We start from the raw sequence: 21,538 nt of genomic DNA on the forward strand, positions 1-21,538 counted from the left end.
GCTCATCCCCGATCGCCGGTCGTGGCGTTCGGGACCGGGGAGCCGGACGACAGCACCCGGGCGGTGAACGCGTCGACGGCGTTGATGACGGCTTCGAAGCGCGGCGAGTGGAACAGGTCGAAGGCGTGCTGCCCGCCGGGCAGCTCGGCGTAGACGACCGGCCGGGTCGAGGACTCGCGTAGGCGCTCGGCGAAGAGCCGGGCGTCCTCGGCCGGGACGACGGTGTCGTGGTCTCCGTGGACGAGGAGGAACGGCGGCGCGTCCGGCCGGACACGGGCCGAGGGCGAGGACCGCGAATCCATACCGTAGTAGGGGCCGTAGTAGCCGCCCAGGCCGATCACCGCCTTGATAGAGGCACCCAAACCGGCCTCGTCGGGAGTGAGCGCCATCAGGGACGCCAGGTGGGCGCCGGCCGAACTGCCCGCCAAGACGATCCGATCAGGGTCGCCTCCGTACGCGCGGCCGTGTTCCCGGACCCAGGCGAGCAGCTTCCCGGCATCTTCCAGGTGCTCCTGCAAGGTCGCCTGAGGGCGCAGCCGGTAGTTCGCGCTGATGCACACCCAACCCTGGTCGGCCATGCGGTAGAGGAGCGGCAGGGACTGGCTGTTCTTCCGGCCCGACGTGTAGCCGCCGCCGTGCAGGTGGATGAGGATCGGGGCCGAGGGCAGCCGGGAACGGTGCCTGTAGAGGTCCAGGAGGTTGCGCCTGCCGGCCGGACCGTACCGGAGGTCGGCGATGCGTTCCACCGCGTGGCGGCGGCGGAAGAAGGGCCGCAGCAGGATGCGTCCGTACGGCAGGCGGGACGAGACGGGCACCGCGCCCATGGCGCGCTGTACGGCGGGCAGCGCTCGGCGTCCGCGCCAGGCCACCAGGCCGAGACCCGCCATGGTCACCGCCGCGCCGGTGGCGAGGAGCGGAGTCAGGTCGCCCTGGACGAGGGTGAGGACCGTGGCGGCCAGGAGCCAGGCGAACGCCGCGAAGGGCAGTTCGTTGACGGCGACGGCGAGGCGGAAGGCGAGCATGGCCAGCGGCCGGGGCCGGGCAGGGGCGGTCAGCGCGAGCAGGGTGCAGATCGCGATGTAGACCAAGGTGATCAGGTATCCGTAGGGAGGGTTCATCGGCGCACCGGCCCGGGCACGGCGGGGGCGGTCGCAGACGCGCCGATCACGGCGAGCGGGGGTCCGGTGATGGGGATGTTCATACCGGTCAGCCTCGCCTCCTCGCCTGGTCCGTCGCATCGGGCGAGCGGTCGCGCACCGCCCTCCTCGAGCAGGGGCGGGGTCCGACTTTGGTAGGTGACGGCTCCGCCGCACCGGGGATTAGCCTGAGACGGTGATCGAGACCCACCCTCCCCGTCCGGTCGCGGTGGCGAGCGTGTTCCTTGGAATGGGCGTGCTGACCGCCGTGTCGCTGTGGGGGCAGGCCGGCGGGTCCCTGCTGTGGCTGGACGCCGCGGTCGCGGTGGTGAGCCTGGCCGCGGCCGTCGCCCAGCTGTGGTGGCCGTCCTCCGGAGCGCTCGCCGCCACCCTGCTCGCCGCGGCCTCCCCGGCGGCCACCCCGGCGGCGACGATGGGGGCGTTGCAGGTGGCCCAGAGCAGGCGATTCCCCGTCGCCGCGGCGGTGGCGGCGGCGGGAGTCGCGGCCCACCTGGTCCAAGGACTGTGGCGGCCCGGCTCCGGCATCTCCCTCCGCTGGTGGCTGCTGCTGATCTGCGCCGCGTACGGCGCGTTGCTCGGCTGGGGCGCGTGGGCCCGTTCCCGTCGCGCGCTGCTCATCTCGCTGCACGAGCGTGCCCTGCGCGCCGAGGCCGAACAGGGCAGGCTGGTCGCCGAGGCCCGTATGGCCGAGCGGCACGCGCTCGCCCGGGAGATGCACGACGTGCTGGCCCACCGGTTGTCGCTGGTGGCCACCCACGCCGGAGCGCTGGAATACCGCCCGGATTCCTCCCCCGACCAGCTGTCCCGGGCCGCCGGGGTGGTCCGCACCGGAGTGCACCAGGCGCTGGAGGAGCTGCGCCAGGTCATCGGCCTGCTGCGTGAGGAGGACGATGCGGACGAGGGCCTGGAGCCTCGGCCCACTTTGTCCGACCTGCCGCGGCTGCTCGCCGAAGCACGGCAGGCAGGCCAGCCGGTACTGCTGCGCGACGAGGCCGCCGACGTCGCCGAGCTCCCGGCGGGCACCGCCCGGGCCGCCTACCGCGTCGTGCAGGAGGGGCTGACCAACGCGCGCAAGCACGCCCCCGGCCTGCAGGCCGAAGTGGTGCTGCGCGGCGCTCCCGGTGAGGACCTGCTGATCGACGTCCGCAACCCGATGCCCGCGGCGGGCCAGGCCCCTCTCACCCCGGACGGCGGGCTCGGCCTGGTCGGGCTCACCGAGCGGGTACGACTGACCGGAGGGCGGCTGGACCACCAGATCACCGGCGGGCTGTTCCGGCTCCGGGCGCGGCTACCATGGCCGACGTGATCCGCGTGCTGCTGGTCGACGACGACGCCCTGGTCCGCGCCGGGCTGTCCATGATGCTGGACGGCATCGCAGGCATCACCGTGGTCGCGGAGGCCGCCGACGGCCAGGAGGCCGTCACCGCCGCCGACGCCCACGCCCCCCAGGTCGTCCTGATGGACCTGCGCATGCCGCGGGTGGACGGCATCACCGCCACCCGCCGGCTGCGCGCCCGCGCCCGCCCTCCGGAGGTGATCGTGCTGACCACCTTCGACACCGACGAGAACGTCCTGCACGCGCTGCGCGCCGGCGCCAGCGGCTTCCTCCTCAAGGACACCCCGCCCTCGCAGATCGTGGAAGCCGTCACCCGGGTCGCCGCGGGAGACCCGATCCTGTCCCCGAGCGTCACCCGCCGGCTCATGGAGCGCACCGTCGCCCAGACCGGATCCTATGAGCGGGCCCGTGCCGTCCTGGCCGCCCTCACCCCGCGCGAGCACGAGGTGACCCTCGCGATCGCCCGAGGCCTGACGAACGCGACCATCGCCGCCGAACTCGCCATGAGCATCACGACGGTGAAGGCGCACGTCTCCAGCATCCTCACCAAACTCGACCTGGACAACCGCACCCAGATCGCCCTCCTCGCCCACGACGCGGGACTCGCCTGACCCAAGCCGCGTCAGTCCAGGCAGAACTCGTTGCCCTCGGGGTCGGCCATCACGATGAAGCCGGCGCTCATCGGGGGCTTGGGCTCGTCGCGGCGTATCCGCGTCGCTCCCAGCGCGACGAGCCGGGCGCACTCGGCCTCCAGTGCCGCCATCCGCTCCTCCCCCTGCAGTCCGGGGGCCGCGCGGACGTCGAGGTGGACGCGGTTCTTGGCGACCTTGTCCTCCGGCACCTGCTGGAAGAACAGGCGGGGCCCCTGCCCGTCCGGGTCCTCGATGGCCGATCTCGTGTTGCGCTGCTCCTCCGGTACGCCGATCCGGGCGAGGAAGCCGTCCCACGCGGCCAGCGGGTCTGCGCCCTCCGGCAGGTCGACGCCGGGCGGGCCGGGGTGGACGTAGCCCAGGACGTCGCGCCAGAAGGAGGACAGCGCCCGCGGGTCGTGGGCGTCGAAGGTGACCTGGATGTGGCGGCTCATGGGGTTGCTCCGTTCGTGTGCAGGTAGAGGTCGCGCAGCAGGCAGACCTCGGACAGGTGGTGGATCAGCTCGCGGTGGATGTGCAGCACCAGATCGGCCATGGGCAGCTCGGGGAAAGGCTCCTTCTCGCCGACCGGGACCCGGAGCCCGGCCGCGCCGAGGCCGCGCACCCCGGCCAGCCAGACGTCGAGCTGGACCTCGAGCTGGTCGAGCGCGGTGGCCGCGCCGCCGGCGTACTCCCAGGTCTCGTACGACGCCGCCGGCGCACCGAAGTGCGCCGCGTTGCGCGTGGCGAGCACGCCGACGATGACGTGGCCGAGTCGCCAGGCGATCGTGGTGAAAGGCGTAGGGACCGGCTCCGGGAAGGCGTAGTCGATCGTGAAGTCACCGGAACCGGGCTGCACGGGCATCGTCGAGTCGCCACGCCGCCGTACGCTCCAGGCGTCCGGCACCGGCGACCAGAAGTACTCGTCGTCGGTGAGGCCGTCGAGCCGGGCTCGCAGCTGGTGGTTCCAGTGGAATTCCCACTGCTCACGCAGTGTCCGGTTCCAGTCGAGGTCGTCTGCGTCCATGGATCCACTCTGACACCCATGGCGGACGGGATCGGTCCGCTATCTCTGACAGGGTGGGCGATATGGGCGCGACAGGCGGGGATGAGCGGAGTACGACGGAGCGGGTGCTCACCCTGCTCGGGCTGCTGCAGCAGCGGCAGGTCTGGACCGGCCCCGAGCTGGCCGACCGGCTCGGGGTCACGCCGCGCACGGTACGGCGGGATGTCGAGCGGCTGCGCTCGCTCGGCTATCCGGTGCACGCCGGTCAGGGCGTCGGCGGCGGCTACCGGCTCGGGGCCGGGCAGGACCTGCCGCCGCTGCTTCTGGACGACGAGGAGGCGATCGCCACCGTGGCCTCACTGCTCGCCGGCGCGGGCGGCGGCGTCGCCGGAGCCGGTGACGCCGCGCTCCGGGCGCTGACCAAGCTCGACCGGGTGCTGCCCACCCGGCTGCGGCACGAGGTGCACGCGCTCTCCGGCTCGGTGGAGTCCTTCGGCGGAGGCCGCACGCCGGTCGACCCCCAGGTGCTCATGACGTTGGCCAGAGCCTGCCGCGACGAGGTCGAGGCCGGTTTCGACTATCCGTCCGGGGGCGAGGTGCGGGAGCGGCGGGTCGAGCCCTACCGCCTGGTCGCCTCCGACCGGCGCTGGTACCTCCTCGCCTACGATCTCGACCGCGACGGCTGGCGCAACTTCCGCGTCGACCGGATGACCGGTGTGTCCGCGCGGACCTGGCGCTTCCGCCCGCGCGCGGCGCCCGACGCGGCGACGTACGTGCAGGAGAACGTGGCGAGCCGGGTCTACCCGCACCAGGCGCGCTTCCTCGTGCACGCCTCGGCGGCGCGGGTGCGCGCGCAGATTCCGGCGTCGGCGGCCGTCGTACGAGAGCGGGGAGACGAGCTCTGCGAGGTGCTCAGCGGCGCCGAGAGACTCGACTCCGTGCTCATGCACGTGCTCCTGCTGGGGCACGACTTCGAGGTGCTCGACCCTCCCGAGCTGCGAAGGCGCTGCCGCGTGCTGGCCGAGAGACTGCTGTCGGCCGGTGCGGCGGCCTCACCGGCGCCGGCCGCGGAGGATCCCTGAGCCGCGAACCCCTCCGCCACCTCTACGCCGAGCACGCCGACCCGAGCCGCGGACCAGGTCACACCGTCCACGCCCTCATCGCCGCGGACATCGGTGCCGTCCGCATGGCGGCCTTTAAGGATGGACGTCAGACGGTTCGGGAGGCGGAGAGGCGGGATGCCATGGCGGGGATTCCCCAGGCCTTCTCCTGGGCGCGGGAGGCTTCGTGCAGCTTGTTGACGAGTTGGTACGGGTCCTTGACGAGGTCGTAGTACTCGCGGAAGAGGACTTTTCCGCTGCCGACGGGTTTTCCGGACGCGTCGGTACGGAGGTCGTAGTACTCGGTGTACTGCTCGGTCTTGGTCACGTAGGACGCCCACGAGTGAGGGAGGCGGGGGTCGACTCCTCGGCGCCAGAACTCCACGAGGAGGTGGTCTCGCGAGCCCCGGCGGAGAAGCGACCGGCCGTCCTGGGGCGTGCGGGGCCTGATCCCGGCCGCGTCCAGCACCGTCGCCGAGATGTCGATGTTGGCGACGAGTCGGCGGTCCTTGGTCCCGGACGCGAGGCCGCCCGTGGGCCAGGACAGGTAGAACGGCACCTCGATGGCGGGGCGGTAGGGCACCGACTTCCGGGCCCAGCCGTGGTCGGCCCACAGGAAGCCGTTGTCCCCGATGAAGATCACGAGCGTGTTGTCGAGCTGGCCGGTGGCCTTGAGCTCGTCGCGCAGGGCCTGGACCATGTCGTCGACGGACATGAGCGTGCGCATCTGCTGGCGGCGGATGGTCTGGCCGCGGGTCTTGGACACGTCGGCTTCACGCAGGTAGGCGGGCTTGTCGCGCTGGTCGGCCTCGGACATGGAGGGGCGTCCCGACCAGGCCGGCACGCGCGCGTTCTCGTACCGCTCCTCCGGCGTGAAGGGCGCGTGCGAGGCGTACGGGGCCACGTAGGCGAACCAGGGCCTCGAGTCGGTCTCGCCCTTCCGGATGAAGTCGCGTGCGAAGTCGCGGATGCGGTGGGTCGTGTAGCCGGGGAGCTTGGCGACCTTCCCGTTGTGGTTGAACCGGCCGTCGACGTAGCCGACGGGGCTGAGCACGGCGAAGTCCTCGAAGTGCTCCGGCGGGCTGGCGATCCGCCACTCGTTGAGGAACTTGCCGAACATGCCGTTGCGGTAGCCCGCGTCCCTGAGGTGCCGCTGGATCGTGGCGTCCTGGTCGAGGAGCAGTTTCTGGTGGTTGTCGCGGACCCCGTGGTTGTGGGCGTAGCGGCCCGAGAAGATGGAGGCCCTCGCCGGGGCGCACAACGGTGTGGTCGTGTGCCCGTGGACGTACTCCACGCCCCCCTTGGCCAGCCATTTGCGCGTCTTTCGCAGCGCCCACGCCGCGTGCTTGGGATGGTCGTCGGTGACGATCAGCAGCACGTTCGGCCGTTTCGCGGCCCTCTCCTCCTCCTGGATCGGCCGGGCCTCTGCCTGTACCTCCAGGAGCTGCCGGCTTCCGGGCATGCAGCCCGCGCCGACCGCGGCGGCCGCGGTCGCCCCCGCAAGGAAACCGCGTCTCCCCAGCTGCACTCGCGCGCCCAAGAGGTCACCTCTCTCTTCCACCGGGCGAGATCCTGATGCATGATCGCATGCACAGAATGCCTAAAAGACGAAAAACAACCCAGAAATTAACCCTACTTTTCAGGTAGGGATTAAGTCAATGAGCCCACGGCCCTCTTCGCGAGAATTCCCCAAAGCGACCCGGAGCGTCGGCGCCCGTCTCGACCCGGGCGCTTTACGACGTAGATTATTATCCCCTACCCGGCGGCAGACCGGGCAAACTCCACCGAAACCCGCCTCGACACCTTCCGGCCCGGCCGCCGCGTCGCGCCCGATGAGCGCACCGGGCGCCGTAAGGCCGCGCCTTCCAGACGGGTCCCTCCCGACCGGTCCCGCCGCCTAGGATCCTCTTGGTCGACGATCCCGGTCGCTTACACTCGTGCAGAACATATTTTCAGAATGGGGGCGGGCGGATTGGGCGCGGACATCGCGGGCGCGGGCGGGACCGAGGGGGCGGCAGGCGCCCGGTTCCCCCAGGAGCTGATGTACGCGGCCGCCACCCAGTACTACCTCGAGGACGCCAACCAGGCCGACATCGCCCGCCGGCTCGGCGTCAGCCGGGCGACGGTGAGCAGGCTGCTCACCGAGGCCCGGAGGCAGGGCATCGTGGAGATCCGGGTCCGCAGGCCCGCCGGGCTGGAGGGGGGCCGGCTCGCCGCCGAGGTCGCCGAGGCCGTGGGCCTGCGCCAGGTGCACCTGGTGCCCAGGGCCGAGGGCCCCAGGCTCGGCCCCTGGCTCGCGCCCGGCGTGGCGCGCGCCCTGGCCGCGGTCGGGCCGCTGCCCGGCGACGTGATCGTGGTGTCGTCCGGCTCGACGGTGTACGAGTGCGCCCAGGAGGACCTCGGCCACTTCCCGGGCGTCATGGTCGCGCCCGCGGTCGGCGGCCAGGAGGAGCCGCAGCCCTGGTTCCAGACCAACGAGACCACCCGCATCCTGGCCGAGCGGCTCGGCGGCGTCCCCAGCTACCTGTACGCCCCCGCCCTGCCCGGGCCCGCCCTGTTCGGGTCGCTCCAGGACGAGCCGTCCTTCCGCCGGATCAACGAGCTGTGGGGCCGCGCCAAGTGCGCCCTGGTCGGGGTCGGCGCGGCGCCGCTGATGCGCCAGGTCCTCCCGTCGTTCGTGCCCTCGGACGCCCCCAGCCTGCGCAACGCCGTCGGTGACGTGTGCTCGCGCTTCTACGACCAGGACGGCCTTCCCGTGTCCTATCCGGGCAGTGACCGGGTCGTCGCCACCAGCCTCGCCGACCTGCGCCGGATCCCGGTCTCGATCGCCGTCGCCGTCGGCCAGGAGAAGATCCCCTCGATCGTCGCGGGCGCCCGCGGCGGCTATTTCAACGTGCTCGTGAGCGACGTCCCCACCGCCGAGGGGCTCCTGGCGGCCACCCGCGCCCGCTGACCTCAGCGCTCTGACCTGCACATACCCTCGCTTTGTCTGATTTTTCTCAGCCCTGTGCCACCCCTGAACATTTTTGCTGGACATTTGTTCCAGTCGGGCGTACCGTGTCGGCACCACGGGTCGACCCTCAGGCTCGTGCCACCCCGGAGCTGGGGCCGATACGGGGAGTCCCGCTCGGCGTCCAGTAAGTAAGGAAGTCATCGTGAAGAAAGTTCAGCTGCGAGCGGCCGCTCTCGCCGTCTCCGCGCTCGTCGCCGGCGCCGCCCTGACCGCCTGCTCCTCGGAGTCGGACTCCGGTTCGACCGCGAGCGGCGACGGCGCCAAGGTCGCCTTCCTGATGCCCGACCTCGCCTCCACCCGCTACGAGCTGCAGGACAAGCCGCTGTTCGAGGCGAAGATGAAGGAGCTGTGCTCCGACTGCGAAGTGATCTACCAGAACGCCGACTCCGACGCCTCCAAGCAGCAGCAGCAGGCCAACTCGGCGCTCGCTCAGGGCGCAAAGGTCATCGTCCTGGACCCGGTGGACTCCGCCGCGGCGGCCAGCATCGTCAAGACCGCGCAGTCCCAGGACGCCGCCGTCATCGCCTACGACCGGCCGATCCCCGCCACCCCCGCCGACTACTACGTCTCCTTCGACAACGAGAAGATCGGCTCCCTCATCGGCGAGTCCCTCGTCGAGCACCTGAAGGCGGAGAAGGCCGAGGGCGGCATCCTCCAGGTGAACGGCTCCCCCACCGACGCCGCCGCCATGCTCATCAAGAAGGGCATCCACAGCGCGGTCGACACCAGCGGCTTCAAGCTGCTGGCCGAGTACGACACCCCCGACTGGGAGCCGGCCAAGGCCCAGAGCTGGGTGAGCGGCCAGATCGCGCAGTTCGACGGCCAGATCGCCGGCGTGGTCGCCGCCAACGACGGCACCGGCGGCGGCACGATCGCGGCGTTCAAGGCCGCGGGCGTCGACGTCCCGCCGGTCACCGGCAACGACGCCGAGGTCGCCGCCGCGCAGCGGATCATCAAGGGAGACCAGTTCAACACGATCTCCAAGCCGATCAAGATCGTGGCCGAGGCGTCCGCGGTCATCGCGCACGCCTTCATCAAGGGCGAGACCCCCGAGGCCAAGACCACCCTGTACGACACGCCCTCCGAGCTGTTCGTCCCGACCGTCGTCACCCGGGAGAACGTCAAGGAGGTGCTCTTCGACAGCGGGATCATGAAGGCCGCCGACGTCTGCACCGCCGAATACCAGAAGGCCTGCACCGAGCTCGGCATCAAGTAACGCACGTGGCGCGCGCCGCCGTGCCCCGCGGCGCGCGCCTCCCCTTCACCGTCAAGGAGACCTCCCATGACCGCGAAGAACGCGGAGCAGGCGCTGTCCCTGCGAGGAATCAACAAGTCCTTCGGCGCGGTGGCGGCGTTGACGGACATCGAACTCGACGTCGCGGCCGGCGAGGTCGTCGCGGTGGTCGGGGACAACGGCGCCGGGAAGTCCACCCTGGTGAAGATCCTCTCGGGGGTCCACCCCGCGGACTCCGGCACGATCACCTTCGCCGGACGGCGGGTGCGGATCGACTCGCCGAAGGACGCGCAGAAGCTGGGCATCGCCACCGTCTTCCAGGACCTGGCCCTGTGCGAGAACCTCGACGTCATCGAGAACCTGTTCCTCGGCCACGAGCTGCGCCCGCTGCGGCTGGACACCGTCGCGATGGAGACGCGCTCGTGGGAGCTGCTGGGCCGGCTCTCGGCCAAGATCCCGACCGTGCGGGTGCCCGTCGCCTCGCTGTCGGGCGGCCAGCGGCAGACCGTCGCCATCGCCCGCTCCCTGCTGGGCGACCCCAAGATCATCATTCTGGACGAGCCGACCGCCGCCCTGGGCGTCGCGCAGACCGCCGAGGTGCTCAACCTCATCGAGCGGCTGCGCGAGAACGGCCTGGGCGTGATCATGATCAGCCACAACATGGCGGACGTGAAGGCGGTCGCCGACCGCGTGGCCGTGCTCCGGCTCGGCCGCAACAACGGGGTCTTCGCCGTCGACGAGGTCACCCCCGAGGACATCATCGCCGCCATCACCGGCGCGACCGACAACGTGGTCACGCAGCGGGCCGCCAAGCGGCAGAGCAAGGAGGGATCGCGCCCGTGAGCGTGAAGACCGATCTTCTGGACGAGCGCCTCCAGGCGCGCGACGGCGTGCGCGGCGTGTTCGCCACCGTCGTGGACCGTGCCAAGCAGGGTGAACTGGGCATGATCCCGGTGGTCGTGGGCCTGATCATCATCTGGACGGTGATGCAGGTCCTGAACCCCGTGTTCCTGTCCAGCGCCAACCTCGTCAACCTGACCATGGAGTCGGCCGCGGTCGGCATCATGGCGCTCGGCATCGTGTGCGTGCTGCTCGTCGGCGAGATCGACCTGTCGGTCGGCTCGGCGAGCGGCCTGTCGGCCGCGCTGCTGGCGGTGCTGTTCGTCGACCAGGGGCTGCCCGCCGGGGTCGCGGTGCTCGGCGCGATCGCGATGGGCGTCGTCGTCGGCTGGGTCTACGCGCAGGTGTTCAACCGCTTCGGGGTGCCGAGCTTCGTCATCTCCATGGGCGGCCTGCTGGGCCTGCTGGGCCTGCAGCTCTACGTGCTGGGCACCAAGGGCGCGATCAACCTGCCGTTCGACTCGGGCATCGTGCACTTCGCGCAGCTGGCCTTCGTGCCGGAGTGGCTGTCGTACGTGCTGGTCGCGGTCGCCGCCCTGTGGCTGTTCGCCAGCGGGTTCCTGCACGCCCGCTCCCGCACCGCCGCCGGCCTGTCGGCCAGCGGCGCCGGCTTCCTGGCCGCCCGCAGCGTCGCGCTGCTCGCGGTCATGGGCTTCGCCGTGTGGTACCTCAACCAGGGCCGCGGCGTGGGCTGGATGTTCGTGCTCTTCCTCGTCATGGTCATGGTCATGCACTACCTGCTCACCCGGACCAAGTGGGGCAAGTCGGTCTACGCGGTGGGCGGCAACGTCGAGGCGGCACGGCGCGCGGGCATCAACGTCAGGCGCGTCTACACCTCCGTGTTCGTCGCGTGCAGCACCTTCGCGGCGGTCGGCGGCGTCCTGATGGCCTCGCGGCTCGCTGCGGCCAACCAGAGCAGCGGCACCGGCGACGTCAACCTCAACGCCATCGCCGCGGCCGTGATCGGCGGCGTCAGCCTCTTCGGCGGCCGGGGCAGCGCGTGGGGCGCGCTCCTGGGCATCATCGTCATCCAGTCGATCTCCAGCGGACTCACCCTGCTCAGCCTTGACTCCTCCATCCGCTTCATGGTCACCGGACTGGTCCTCCTGCTCGCGGTGATCATCGACTCGGCGGCGCGCAAGTCCCGCACCTCCTCGGGCAGGGGCTAGCGTGGGGGCGATCTGCGTCGACGTCGGCACCTCGGTGATCAAGGCGGTCGGCTACGACCGCCGCGGCGCCGAGACCGCCGTCGCCCGCAGCCGGGCCGAGGTCCGGAGGCCCGCCCCCGACCGCGCCGAGCAGGACATGCACGAGGTCTGGGCCGCGGTGGCGGCGACCGTCCGCGAGGCGCGCGCCGCCCTCGGCCCGGCCGAGACCGTCGACTTCGTGGCGGTCACCGCCCAGGGCGACGGCGCCTGGCCGGTCGACGCCGCGGGCGATCCGACCGGGCCCGCGATCCTGTGGAACGACGGCCGCGCCGCGGCCGTCGTCGACCGGTGGGCCGCGGCCGGGCTGCCGGAACGGGCGTTCCGCGTCGGCGGCAACCCCACGTTCCCCGGCCTGCCGCACGCGATCCTCACCTGGCTGCGCGAGCACGAGCCCGAACGCCTCGAGACGGCCGCGGCCTGCCTGACCTGCGGTGGATGGGTGTTCTCCCGGCTCACCGGACGGATCGCCGTCGACTCCTCGGACGCCTCCGCGCCGTTCCTCGACCTGCGGACGCGCCGGTACTCGCCGGAGCTGATCTCCCTGTTCGGGATGGAGTGGGCCGCACCGCTGCTGCCGGAGCCGGTCGAGCACGACGGCCGCGTCGCGGCGCTGAGCGCCGAGGCCGCCGCGTCCCTCGACCTCCCGGCGGGCACGCCCGTCGTGCTCGCGCCCTACGACATCGCCACGACCGCGTTCGGCGTCGGAGCGATCGAGCCCGGCCGGGCCTGCGGGATCCTCGGCACGACCCTGTGCACCGAGACCATGGTCGTCGAGCCGCCGCTGGACGGCGAACCCGTCGGCGTCACGCTCGCCCTGGACACCGGCTACCTGCGGGCGTTCCCGACCCTCGCGGGCGCCGACGTCCTGCACTGGGCCTGCCGGACGCTCGGCGTCCCCGGGCCCGAGGCGCTCGCCGAACTCGCCGCCCGGTCCGAGCCGGGCGCCGGCGGGCTGACGTTCCTGCCGTACCTGTCGCCCGCCGGGGAGCGCGTCCCGTTCACCGACCCGGCCGCCCGCGGCACGATCGTCGGGCTGACCCTGAACCACGGCCCCGAGCACCTCGCCCGGGCCGTCTTCGAAGGGCTCTCCCTCGTCGTCCGCGACTGCCTGACCGCGATCGGCGGGCGGACCGACGACCTGCGCGTGTGCGGCGGCGGCGCCGCCAACGACTTCTGGGCCGGCCTCATCGCCGACGTGACGGGGCTGCCCGTGCACCGCTCGGCCGACCGCGAGGTCGGGGCGCGCGGCGCCTATTTCACCGGGCTCGTCGCCACCGGGGCCTTCACCGGCCTCGCCGAGGCGGCGCGCGCGCTCGTGCGGCTGCGCGACACCTTCGAGCCCGACCCCGACCGCGCCGGGGTCTACCACGACAAGTTCGCCGGGTTCCGGGCGCTGCGCGCCGGGGTCCCGCCCTGGGAGAGGAACTCATGACGGTCTGGGTCGGTATCGACCTCGGGACACAGAGTGTCCGAGTGATGGCGGTCACCGATGTCGGCGACGTCGTCGGCTCGGCGTCCCGCCCGCTCACCAGCCGCCGCGACGGCGACCGGCACGAGCAGGACCCCGCCGAATGGTGGGACGCCCTGACGGCCGCCTGTTCGGCGGCGCTGGAGGGGGTCGCGCGGCAGGACGTCGGCGGCGTCGCGGTCGACGCGACCTCCGGCACGGTCCTGCTCGTAGACGACGCCGGGAACCCGCGCTCACCGGCGCTGATGTACGACGACCGGCGCGCGGCGGGCGAGCTCGCCCGGGTCAACACGGTCGGCGGCGCGGTCTGGGCACGGCTCGGCTACCGGGCGATGCAGCCACCATGGGCGCTGCCGAAGCTGCTGTGGCTGCTGCGCGAACACCCGGACGGCACCCGGCTGGCACACCAGAACGACTTCGTCAACCGCAGGCTCGTCGGGCACGAGACCGCGACGGACCTCAGCAACGCGCTGAAGACCGGCGTCGACCTCATCGAGGAGGAGTGGCCGTTCGACGTCATGGAGGTGCTGGGCGTCCCCGCCTCGGTGCTGCCCTCCGTCGTGCGTCCCGGCTCCGTGCTCGGAACGGTCTGCGCGGCCGCCTCCCGGGCGACCGGACTGCCCGAAGGCACCCCCGTGATCGCCGGGACGACCGACGGGTGCGCCGCGCAGCTCGGCGCGGGCGCCACCGCGCCCGGCAGCTGGAACAGCGTGCTGGGCACGACCCTCGTCCTCAAGGGCGTCACCCCCGAACTGGTGCACGACCCCCTCGGCGTCGTGTACTCCCACCGCGCGCCCGACGGCGGGTGGCTGCCGGGCGGCGCCTCCAGCACCGGCGCGGGCGTGCTCGCCCGCGACCTCCCCGGCCGCGACCTCGACGCCCTCGCCGCCGAGGCCGAGAACCGCACCGGCCTGGACGCCGTGACCTATCCCCTGGTCTCGCCCGGCGAGCGGTTCCCGTTCAACGCCCCCGACGCGCGCGGCTTCACCCTCGGCACGGTCGACGACGACGTGTCCCGCTACGCGGCGGCATTGCGTGGCGCGGCCTTCGTCGAACGTTTGTGTTTCGACTACCTCGACCTGCTCGGCGCCCCCGTCGACGGTGAGATCATCCTGACGGGCGGGGCGACCCGCAGCGGCTACTGGAACCGGATGCGCGCCGACGTCCTCGGCCGCCCCGTGACGCTGCGGGAGAACGCCGAGCCCGCCCTCGGCATGGCGCTGCTCGCCCAGGGGCTCACCGCGCGGATGGCCCGCACCCGCGAGGTGATCGAGCCGCGTCCCGCCGACCCGACCCTCTACCTGCGGTTCGTGGACGAGCTGGCCGCGCGCGGCTGGCTGCCCGGCCACGTCGCCGCGCACGCACACGAAAGAAGCGCACGATGACCGATCTCGTCCTGGTCCGGCACGGCCAGACCGTCTGGCACGCCGAGAACCGCTACGCCGGCGTCAGCGACATCGCGCTGACCGACGAGGGGCTGCGGCAGGCCGAACGCCTGGCCGTCTGGGCCAAGAGCGCCGAACTCGACGCGGTGTGGTGCTCCACGCTGAGCCGCGCCCGCATCACCGCCGAGGCCGCCGCGCAGGCCGCGGGCGTCGACCTGCGCGTGGACGCCCGGCTGCGCGAACTGGACTTCGGCAGCGGCGAAGGCCTCACCAAGGCCGAGATGGACGAGCGCTTCCCCGCCGAGCGCGCCGCGTTCGAGGCCGACCCCGCCGCCAACCCGCTGCCCGGCGGCGAGGACCCGTACGCGGCCGCCGAGCGGTTCCTGTCGTGCCTCACCGAGATCGAGGGCGGCCGGGTCCTGGTCGTCGCGCACACCACCGCGATCCGGCTGACGCTGTGCCGGCTGCTGGGCATCCCGCTCGGCGAGTACCGGCGGCGGCTGCCGCGCCTGGACAACGGCGCCCTCACCGAGATCCGCCTGCGCGAAGGACGCGCGGCACTCCTGCAGTACAACTCTCCCACCCAGTGACGGAGCTCTTCCCGTGACCATCCGGATTCTCGCCGCAGGCGACCATTTCGTGCTCAACAGCCTCTTCCTCGACGCGCTGCGCCGGGAGGTCCCCGTGGACTTCGAGGCCAGAGAGCTGACGCTGCCGTGGCCCGTGACGCCCTTCAGCCGGGTCGGCGAGGTCGACGAGGCCTCCGACGTCGAGGACGAACTGATCGAGGCGCTCGACGGCGTGGACGTCTGCGTCACCCAGATGGCGCCGCTGACGAAGAAGGTCCTGGCGGCCTCCCCCCGGCTGAGGCTCTTCGGGGTGAGCCGCGGCGGCCCGGTCAACGCCAACCTGGAGGCCGCCACCGAGGCGGGCGTGGCCGTGACGTTCGCGCCCGGCCGCAACGCCGTCGCGACGGCCGAGCACACCCTGGCGATGATCCTCGCCGCGACCCGCCGCATCCCGCAGACCCACGGCGACCTCGCCGGCGGCGTCTGGCGCGGCGACTACTACAAGTACGACAACGTCGGCCCCGAACTGGCCGGAAGCACCGTCGGCCTGGTCGGCTACGGCGCCATCGGCCGCCGCGTCGCCGCCATGCTCCGCGGCTTCGGCGCCGCCGTCCTCGTCCACGACCCCTACCTGGACGCCTCTGCCGCCCCCGACGTCGAACTCGTCGCCCTCCCCGAGCTCCTGGAACGTTCCCGCTTCCTCACCGTCCACGCCCGCGCCACCGCCGACAACCGGGGCATGATCGGCCGGGCCGAACTCGCCGCGATGCCCCCCGGCTCCGTCGTCGTCAACTGCGCCCGAGGCTCCCTCCTCGACTACGACGCCCTGTGCGACGCCCTCGACTCCGGCCACCTCTTCGGCGCCGCCACCGACGTCTTCCCCGAGGAGCCCATCCCCGCCGGCTCCCGCCTCCTCACCACCCCGAACCTCGTCATGACCCCCCACCTCGCCGGCGCCTCCAAGGAGACCGCCGCCAACGCCGCCACCATCGTCGCCGCCGACGTCGCCCGCCACCTCCGCGGCGAAAAGCCCCTCCACCTCGCCAACCCCGCCGTCCTGCCCTGACCCCCGGCCCCTCCCCCACAACGGCAGGCCGCCCCGCCATCACTTCGCGCGGCCTGCCGGGGGGACTGCCGTCCACCGGTACAGGAGAATTCGTGGTGATCCAGCATGCGGTCGGTGCCCGCTTCTGATGACGTTTTCCCCGATCTGAAGCCCGGCGACTGATTCAACGACGTCTACACCGGCGAGAGTGTGAAGGAACGCCTCCTGAAGAACTGCTCGAAGCCGCACGAGTTCCAGGTCCTGTCGACCGAGCCCCTTCCCGAAGGCCCCTACCCCGGACAGAAGGCGGTCGACGAGACGATCGACGGCAAGTGCGACGACATGCTCAACGCCTTCTTCGAGAAGCACCCTCAGCACCTTTTCCTCGACTACTACGGCGTCTCTCCAACCCGTTCGGATTGGGCCGAGGGAAACCGGCAGGTCCTGTGCTTGGTCTCGCCCATCGAGAGCGACTTCCTCCACCGGTCCCTGGTCCCCTGAGAGAACCCGGGATTTTGGTGATCGAGCGCTCCCGGACGGTTATCCCGGCCCCCCTGGAGTCGTGTCGTCTTCCATGGCTTCCAGGCGAATGGCGATGGTCTCCGCTTCGGGGACGCTGAGCTCCTGGAGGAGGTTCAGTGCTTGGCGCCAATGGATACGCGCGGTGTCCGGATCGTTGAGGTGATGGAAGGCCGAGCCGATGCCGTCATGGATCATTCCCTGCTGGTAGGGGTCGCTCGTCGTCTGAGCGAGGACGAGCGCTGATTCGTAGGAGGCCAGAGCACGTTCGTGGTCCCCGAGGCCGCTCTGGGCCCGGGCTGTTCCGGCGAGTGCGCGTATCAGTTCGTAGGACTCCTCGATGCTCTCGGCCATCTGGCGGGCCCGGTAGTGGTGGATGAGCGCTTCGCTGTGTTTTTCCATCTCTTGATAGGCCGCACCGATACTGTTCAGGGCGCTGGCGATGTTGCGGCGGTCACCGGTCGCCCAGAATGTGGTCAGGGCCTGGCGAAAATGGTCCAAAGCGGTGGGATAGTCACCCTTGTAGTAGTGGATGCTGCCGAGGTTGTTCCGGATGATGGCGTCGTACTGTCGGCCGGTGATCTCCGCGAAGATCTTCATGGATTTCTGGTACAGCTCCATCGCGTCGCGGTGCAGGCCGCGTTGCCGGAGCACCTCGCCGAGGTTGTTGAGCGTCATGGCCTCGTTCCGCTGGTCGCCCACCTGCTGGAAGGCCGCCAGGGCCTCGCTCAGGTGTTCGATCGCCTCCCGGTAGCGTCCCAGTTGCCAGAACGCTATGCCGGCGTGACCAAGGGCCTGGGCCTCACCCGACAGGTTCCCGGTTCTCCGGTAGATGCCGCGGGCTTCCTGGTGGTAGGCCAGGGCCGCGCGGGCCTTGCCCATCGACCAGTGAACGACTCCGGCCCAGTCGATGGCCTCGGCTTCAGCCGCCGAGTCGCCGAGAGCCCGGAAGTGTGACGCGGCTCGATGCGCATACTGCAGCGCCTGCTGGTGATGGCCGGTACGGTAGGTGACGAATCCCAGCTCCAGCAGTGCCTGGCCGGTACCTTTCCGATCCCCCAGGCTACGGAACGCCTGAAGCGCGGCGAGATCGGCCGAGGCGCATTCCTCCCACAGTCCGGAGTTCTCCAGGAACTTGGAGGCCGCGATGATGAGATCGGCGCCGGCCCGCTTCCATTCGTGTCGGATGGCATAGCGGGCGACCGCCAGGATGTTCGGCCATTCGGCCTGCATGAACGCCTGGGCTTCTGAGCGGGACTGCACGGTCCGTTCTGCCGGGGCGACGGTGAGCCGGCGCCGGTAGGGATGCAGCACGTGGTCGGCTGCGCCCGTGGTCTCCAGATAGAAGATGACCAGACGATGGATGTCGCGGCGTCGCGATGCCGTGGTGTCCTCACGGAGACTGCGCGCGCGGGCGAAGGCGCGGGTGAGATCGTGCAGCACGTACCCGCCCTGGTCGCCGGCGGACAGCAGGTGGTGGTCCACCAGCATCTCGAGATGTCCGCCCACCTCATCGGGCGGACGACCGACCAGCGCGGCGGCGGCACGGACGGTGATGCGCGGACAAGGGGTGAAGGCCAGGCTCCGCAACAGCCTCTGCCCGTTCGCGTCCAGTTGCCTGTAGGACAGTTCAAAGGCCGCGATGACTGCGGCGTCCGCCGGTTCCCGGCCCGCCGCTCCGGACTCACCGGCAATGAGATCAGCGACGAAAGCGCCGGTGTCCCCCGCGTATCGGTCACGCAGGTTGGAGGCCGCCAGTCTGATGGCCAGCGGCAGGTGCCCCAGGCGCCGGACGATCTCACGGGCCTTGGGGTCGGCGGCCATTCCCTTCCGACCCGCGGTCTTGGTGAGCAACGCGGTGGCCTCGTCCGGGGTCAGGACGTCCAGTGGCAGGCGGACGGCGCCGGAAAGGCCGCGCAACCGCCGCCGGGTGGTGACCAGGACCCGGCAACCCGGTGCAGAAGGAAGGAGCGGCACGATCTGATCGAGGGAGGTCGCATCGTCCAGAACGATGACGACACGCCGGTCGGCCAGTTCCCGCTGCCACAGGTGCTTCCGTTCGGTCACGTCGTGCGGAATCCGCGGCGGAGGCAGGTCCAGCATTCTCAGCAGCTCCGACAACGCGGACGCCGCCGTCAGCGGCCGTTGCTCCGGATCATGTCCACGCAGATCCAGGAACAACTGCGCGTCGGGATACTGCCGTGTCATGGCGTGAGCGGCATGAACCGCCAAAGCAGTCTTCCCGACTCCGGCCATACCCTCGATGACATCGACCACCGGCCCAGGTCTTTCGTCACCGGCGCTCTCACCGGAACGCCGCAGAAGCATGTTCAATTCGCCGCTACGGCCGGTGAGGTTCTCAGGGCGGGGCAGGAGGGTGGAAGGCTGACTGCTGCTTTCACGCCGGTACAACGGGGTCACGGCCAGACCCAAGTCCTGCCGCAGAATCCGCTGATGCGTCTCCCGGAGTCCCTCTCCGGGTTCAGAGCCGTATCTGTGTTTCAGCAGCATCCGCGTCTCCTGGTAGACGCGTAGGGCGTCGGCCTGCCGGCCGCACCGGTACAGCGCGATCATGAGATGTCGGGCCAGTCCTTCATCCTCTGGATGCTGCGCCAAAAGCCGGTACAGCTCGCTGACCACCTCGGCATGCCGTCCGCGGCGCAGTTCCAAGGCGATCCGTTCCAGCCCGGCTGCTCTGACCTCCTCACTCAGGCTGGTGCGCATCTGCTGCATCCACCGGCCGGGCAGCCCGGCCAGCGGGTCGCCCTGCACCTGTTCGTCGGCCTCCCGCAGCAATGCGGCCGCCTGCGCCGTGTCGCCGCTCTCTCCGATGGCCAGCGCCTGGCGCCGCAGCCGCCGAAAACGATGAAGGTCGATTCGTTCGGTGTCAGCGTGCAACGTATACGTGCCGTTCTGGGAGGTGATCTCCATGACCTGGCCGGAGGGCCTCTTGAACCGGCCTCGAAACCGCGAGATGTAAGAGGTCAGGGTGCCGCGGACGATATCGGGAGCTTCTTGGTCCCACACCCGCGCGATGATGCTCTCCGCCGCGACCGGCCGTCCGCACTCCAGCAGCAGGACCGCCAGAACGCTCTGCTCACGCGCACCACCGAGATCGCACGGTTCGCCTTGCCAGGTGACCGTCAGCGGTCCGAACACTTTAACGGCGTCCATCCCTGCCTCCGCCGGATCCCTTGTCCATCCTGTGCCAGTGTCACAGCACAATAGAAGGAAAATCACCTTTGAGGCGTTACAGGATTATGTCAATTATGTCCACCATGGGGTGGTGTGGGCTAAATCTTCGGTGAATTCGCAGGTGAGGGGCATAATGTCGCGTTTGCGGCCACCCTTGGAATGCCCTAGGCTGATCGCGCCGACACTTCGGTCTCCGATTTCATCGTGACCAAGGCTCGGCGGGCATCGATTCGCATTCATGCCACCGAACGCCAACGATATATTTTTCACCTTTCGCCGAGGAGAAAACCACTCAATGAAGAAGGCCATATTCGGCTGTTGCATAATGCTGGCGGTGTTTTTCCTGGCGGCGACGTCGCCAGTCCGCGCAGCCTCTACCCCTTCGGTCACCTCGACAGGGGCGGCAGGAATCTCGGTTCCGGCTGCGCAAGTATCGGCGCCCTACCTTTCCTGCGAAAGTTTCGAAACCTCTTCTACCATCTTCATGGTCGCACACGGCCGGTCCGGCGGACAGGCGAAGACCGGGAGCAAGTGCCCGACCACCCGGTCGGCGTGAGTCCGGAACATAAGCCCGGGCTCCTATCCCACTCGCTTTCCCGAAGCAGCCCGGACATCAAGTCTCCCGCAACCGAACCGTCCCGACAGGCTGAGGTACGGGAGCTCGAGCCGAAGCAGGCGAATAGAGTCAAGGGCTCCGCGGATCGACGCGGATAAAGGGACCATCTCGTTCACCGTCGCACCCGCTTCGGTGCCCTCGGTGGCACCGAAGCGCATCTTCATCTGATGCGAGCAAGCCGGTGAACGAGTGAATTCATACTCTCTCACCTCGATTGCAGCCAAGACGTCCAGTGTGCTGCAAGCCGGACGTCCACCTCTGAGGGTGAAGCTCTGCCCAGTGGCCCGAGCGGGGCCGGACGGGTGGAGGAGGAACGGTGGACGAGGGATGGGGCCGGGGGCCTTTCGGGCCCGGGGCGGGGAGAGGCGCCACGTTGCCGGTGGCGAAACGGGTCCTGGTGGTCTTTCACCACCTGACGGCCGTGAACCGGCTGGCGGACGTGATGACGCTGATCGAGCAGGACCACCGGGTGCAGGTGGTGTACACGGTGATGCCGGCGGCGGTGCTGGCCGAAGGCGCGGCGCGCTACCTGCGGAGGTCCGGGGCGGTGGGGATCCCCTGGTCTCAGGCGGTGAACACGCGGTTCGACCTGGCCGTGGCGGCCGGGTACGGCGAACTGGAAGCCCTCAACGCGCCGGTCATGATCGTGCCGCACGGCGTGGGGCCCTCGATGCTGAGCCGGCAGTGGGAGGGCGACGGGCCCATCGCGGCACGGCCGGTGGCGGGACTGCGTCCGGAGACCCTCGTCGGGGGCGGCCGGGTGATCCCGTCGCTGCTGGCCGTGGCGCGGGACGACCACCGCGACCGCCTGCTGCGGTTCTGTCCCGAGGCCGCACCGGTCGTGAAGATCACCGGAGATCCGGCCCTGGACCGGATGACGGCCAGCGAACACCTGCGGGAGACCTACCGGGGAGCGCTCGGAGTGCGTCCTGGTCAGCGTCTCGTGGTGATCTCGTCGACGTGGGGGCCTCGGAGCCTCCTGGGCCGCCATCCGGATCTGCCCGGCCGCCTGGCCGCCGCGCTCCCCGAACGGACCCACCGGGTGGTGATGGCCGTGCATCCGGCCGTGTGGGCCTGGCATGGCCGGCGGCAGGTCCTGGCCTGGCTGAACAGCGCGTTCCAGGCGGGTCTGATGGTGCTGCCGCCGGAGGAGGGGTG

Annotated in this window: 17 protein-coding genes and 1 pseudogene; 13 read left to right on the forward strand and 5 right to left on the reverse strand. The window is 70.7% G+C overall.

Going from position 1 to position 21,538, the window contains the following annotated elements:
* Positions 1 to 2 precede the first annotated feature (2 nt).
* Positions 3 to 1,118: an alpha/beta hydrolase gene (locus ABD327_RS31595; RefSeq protein WP_344456060.1), complete on the reverse strand. Its 1,116-nt coding sequence runs from the start codon at positions 1,116 to 1,118 to the stop codon at positions 3 to 5.
* Between the two features lie 214 nt (positions 1,119 to 1,332).
* Here ABD327_RS31595 and ABD327_RS31600 point away from each other — a divergent pair, with 214 nt between their 5' ends.
* A complete protein-coding gene (locus ABD327_RS31600) occupies positions 1,333 to 2,463 on the forward strand; it encodes a sensor histidine kinase (protein WP_344456063.1) in 1,131 nt (376 codons plus the stop codon).
* Positions 2,451 to 3,104, forward strand: a complete 654-nt coding sequence (locus ABD327_RS31605; RefSeq protein ID WP_344456065.1) for a response regulator — start codon at positions 2,451 to 2,453, stop codon at positions 3,102 to 3,104. Before ABD327_RS31600 ends, ABD327_RS31605 begins: the two co-directional genes overlap by 13 nt.
* Positions 3,105 to 3,115: 11 nt before the next feature.
* Here ABD327_RS31605 and ABD327_RS31610 read toward each other — a convergent pair whose 3' ends face one another.
* Together ABD327_RS31610 and ABD327_RS31615 are read right to left on the reverse strand one after the other, a co-directional pair.
* A complete protein-coding gene (locus tag ABD327_RS31610; RefSeq protein ID WP_344456067.1) occupies positions 3,116 to 3,577 on the reverse strand; it encodes a VOC family protein in 462 nt (153 codons plus the stop codon).
* Entirely contained in the window at positions 3,574 to 4,149 is a 576-nt protein-coding gene (locus ABD327_RS31615) for a DinB family protein (RefSeq protein WP_344456069.1), read from the reverse strand. The genes ABD327_RS31610 and ABD327_RS31615 overlap by 4 nt, the downstream gene beginning before the upstream one ends.
* 62 nt (positions 4,150 to 4,211) lie before the next feature.
* On the opposite strand from ABD327_RS31615, the gene ABD327_RS31620 reads away from it, so the two are divergent.
* Positions 4,212 to 5,210 carry a helix-turn-helix transcriptional regulator gene (locus tag ABD327_RS31620; RefSeq protein WP_344456071.1) on the forward strand — a complete coding sequence of 333 codons (999 nt, stop codon included), beginning with the start codon at positions 4,212 to 4,214 and terminating at the stop codon, positions 5,208 to 5,210.
* A 127-nt stretch (positions 5,211 to 5,337) separates the two neighbouring features.
* On the opposite strand, the gene ABD327_RS31625 is transcribed toward ABD327_RS31620, so the two are convergent.
* Positions 5,338 to 6,768 carry a sulfatase family protein gene (locus tag ABD327_RS31625; RefSeq protein ID WP_344456074.1) on the reverse strand — a complete coding sequence of 477 codons (1,431 nt, stop codon included), beginning with the start codon at positions 6,766 to 6,768 and terminating at the stop codon, positions 5,338 to 5,340.
* 417 nt (positions 6,769 to 7,185) lie between these two features.
* On the opposite strand from ABD327_RS31625, the gene ABD327_RS31630 reads away from it, so the two are divergent.
* The 9 genes from ABD327_RS31630 to ABD327_RS31670 all read left to right on the forward strand — a co-directional run bounded on the left by ABD327_RS31630 (position 7,186) and on the right by ABD327_RS31670 (position 16,551).
* Positions 7,186 to 8,181 carry a sugar-binding transcriptional regulator gene (locus ABD327_RS31630; protein ID WP_344456077.1) on the forward strand — a complete coding sequence of 332 codons (996 nt, stop codon included), beginning with the start codon at positions 7,186 to 7,188 and terminating at the stop codon, positions 8,179 to 8,181.
* Between the two features lie 202 nt (positions 8,182 to 8,383).
* The gene (locus ABD327_RS31635; protein WP_344456080.1) at positions 8,384 to 9,457 is read left to right on the forward strand and encodes an ABC transporter substrate-binding protein; all 1,074 of its coding nucleotides are present in this window, start codon (positions 8,384 to 8,386) and stop codon (positions 9,455 to 9,457) included.
* 66 nt (positions 9,458 to 9,523) lie between these two features.
* Entirely contained in the window at positions 9,524 to 10,318 is a 795-nt protein-coding gene (locus ABD327_RS31640; protein ID WP_344456082.1) for an ATP-binding cassette domain-containing protein, read from the forward strand.
* Positions 10,315 to 11,544, forward strand: a complete 1,230-nt coding sequence (locus tag ABD327_RS31645; RefSeq protein WP_344456084.1) for a sugar ABC transporter permease — start codon at positions 10,315 to 10,317, stop codon at positions 11,542 to 11,544. The genes ABD327_RS31640 and ABD327_RS31645 overlap by 4 nt, the downstream gene beginning before the upstream one ends.
* Position 11,545: 1 nt before the next feature.
* Positions 11,546 to 13,015, forward strand: coding sequence for an FGGY family carbohydrate kinase (locus tag ABD327_RS31650; RefSeq protein WP_344456087.1), 1,470 nt, complete (start codon positions 11,546 to 11,548; stop codon positions 13,013 to 13,015).
* On the forward strand, positions 13,012 to 14,436 hold the full coding sequence (locus ABD327_RS31655; protein ID WP_344456090.1) for an FGGY-family carbohydrate kinase: 1,425 nt from the start codon (positions 13,012 to 13,014) through the stop codon (positions 14,434 to 14,436). The genes ABD327_RS31650 and ABD327_RS31655 overlap by 4 nt, the downstream gene beginning before the upstream one ends.
* Entirely contained in the window at positions 14,433 to 15,026 is a 594-nt protein-coding gene (locus ABD327_RS31660; protein ID WP_344456092.1) for a histidine phosphatase family protein, read from the forward strand. The genes ABD327_RS31655 and ABD327_RS31660 overlap by 4 nt, the downstream gene beginning before the upstream one ends.
* A gap of 13 nt (positions 15,027 to 15,039) precedes the next feature.
* Positions 15,040 to 16,071, forward strand: coding sequence for a 2-hydroxyacid dehydrogenase (locus tag ABD327_RS31665; RefSeq protein ID WP_344456094.1), 1,032 nt, complete (start codon positions 15,040 to 15,042; stop codon positions 16,069 to 16,071).
* Between the two features lie 189 nt (positions 16,072 to 16,260).
* A complete protein-coding gene (locus ABD327_RS31670) occupies positions 16,261 to 16,551 on the forward strand; it encodes a septum formation family protein (RefSeq protein ID WP_344456096.1) in 291 nt (96 codons plus the stop codon).
* Between the two features lie 39 nt (positions 16,552 to 16,590).
* Here ABD327_RS31670 and ABD327_RS31675 read toward each other — a convergent pair whose 3' ends face one another.
* Positions 16,591 to 19,743, reverse strand: a complete 3,153-nt coding sequence (locus ABD327_RS31675; RefSeq protein ID WP_344456098.1) for an AfsR/SARP family transcriptional regulator — start codon at positions 19,741 to 19,743, stop codon at positions 16,591 to 16,593.
* Between the two features lie 1,016 nt (positions 19,744 to 20,759).
* Between ABD327_RS31675 and ABD327_RS31680 the strand changes: the two are divergent.
* Positions 20,760 to 21,538: pseudogene (locus ABD327_RS31680) on the forward strand (hypothetical protein); the annotation flags it as partial.

Source organism: Actinocorallia aurantiaca, assembly GCF_039533685.1.
Lineage (GTDB): Bacteria > Actinomycetota > Actinomycetes > Streptosporangiales > Streptosporangiaceae > Actinocorallia > Actinocorallia aurantiaca.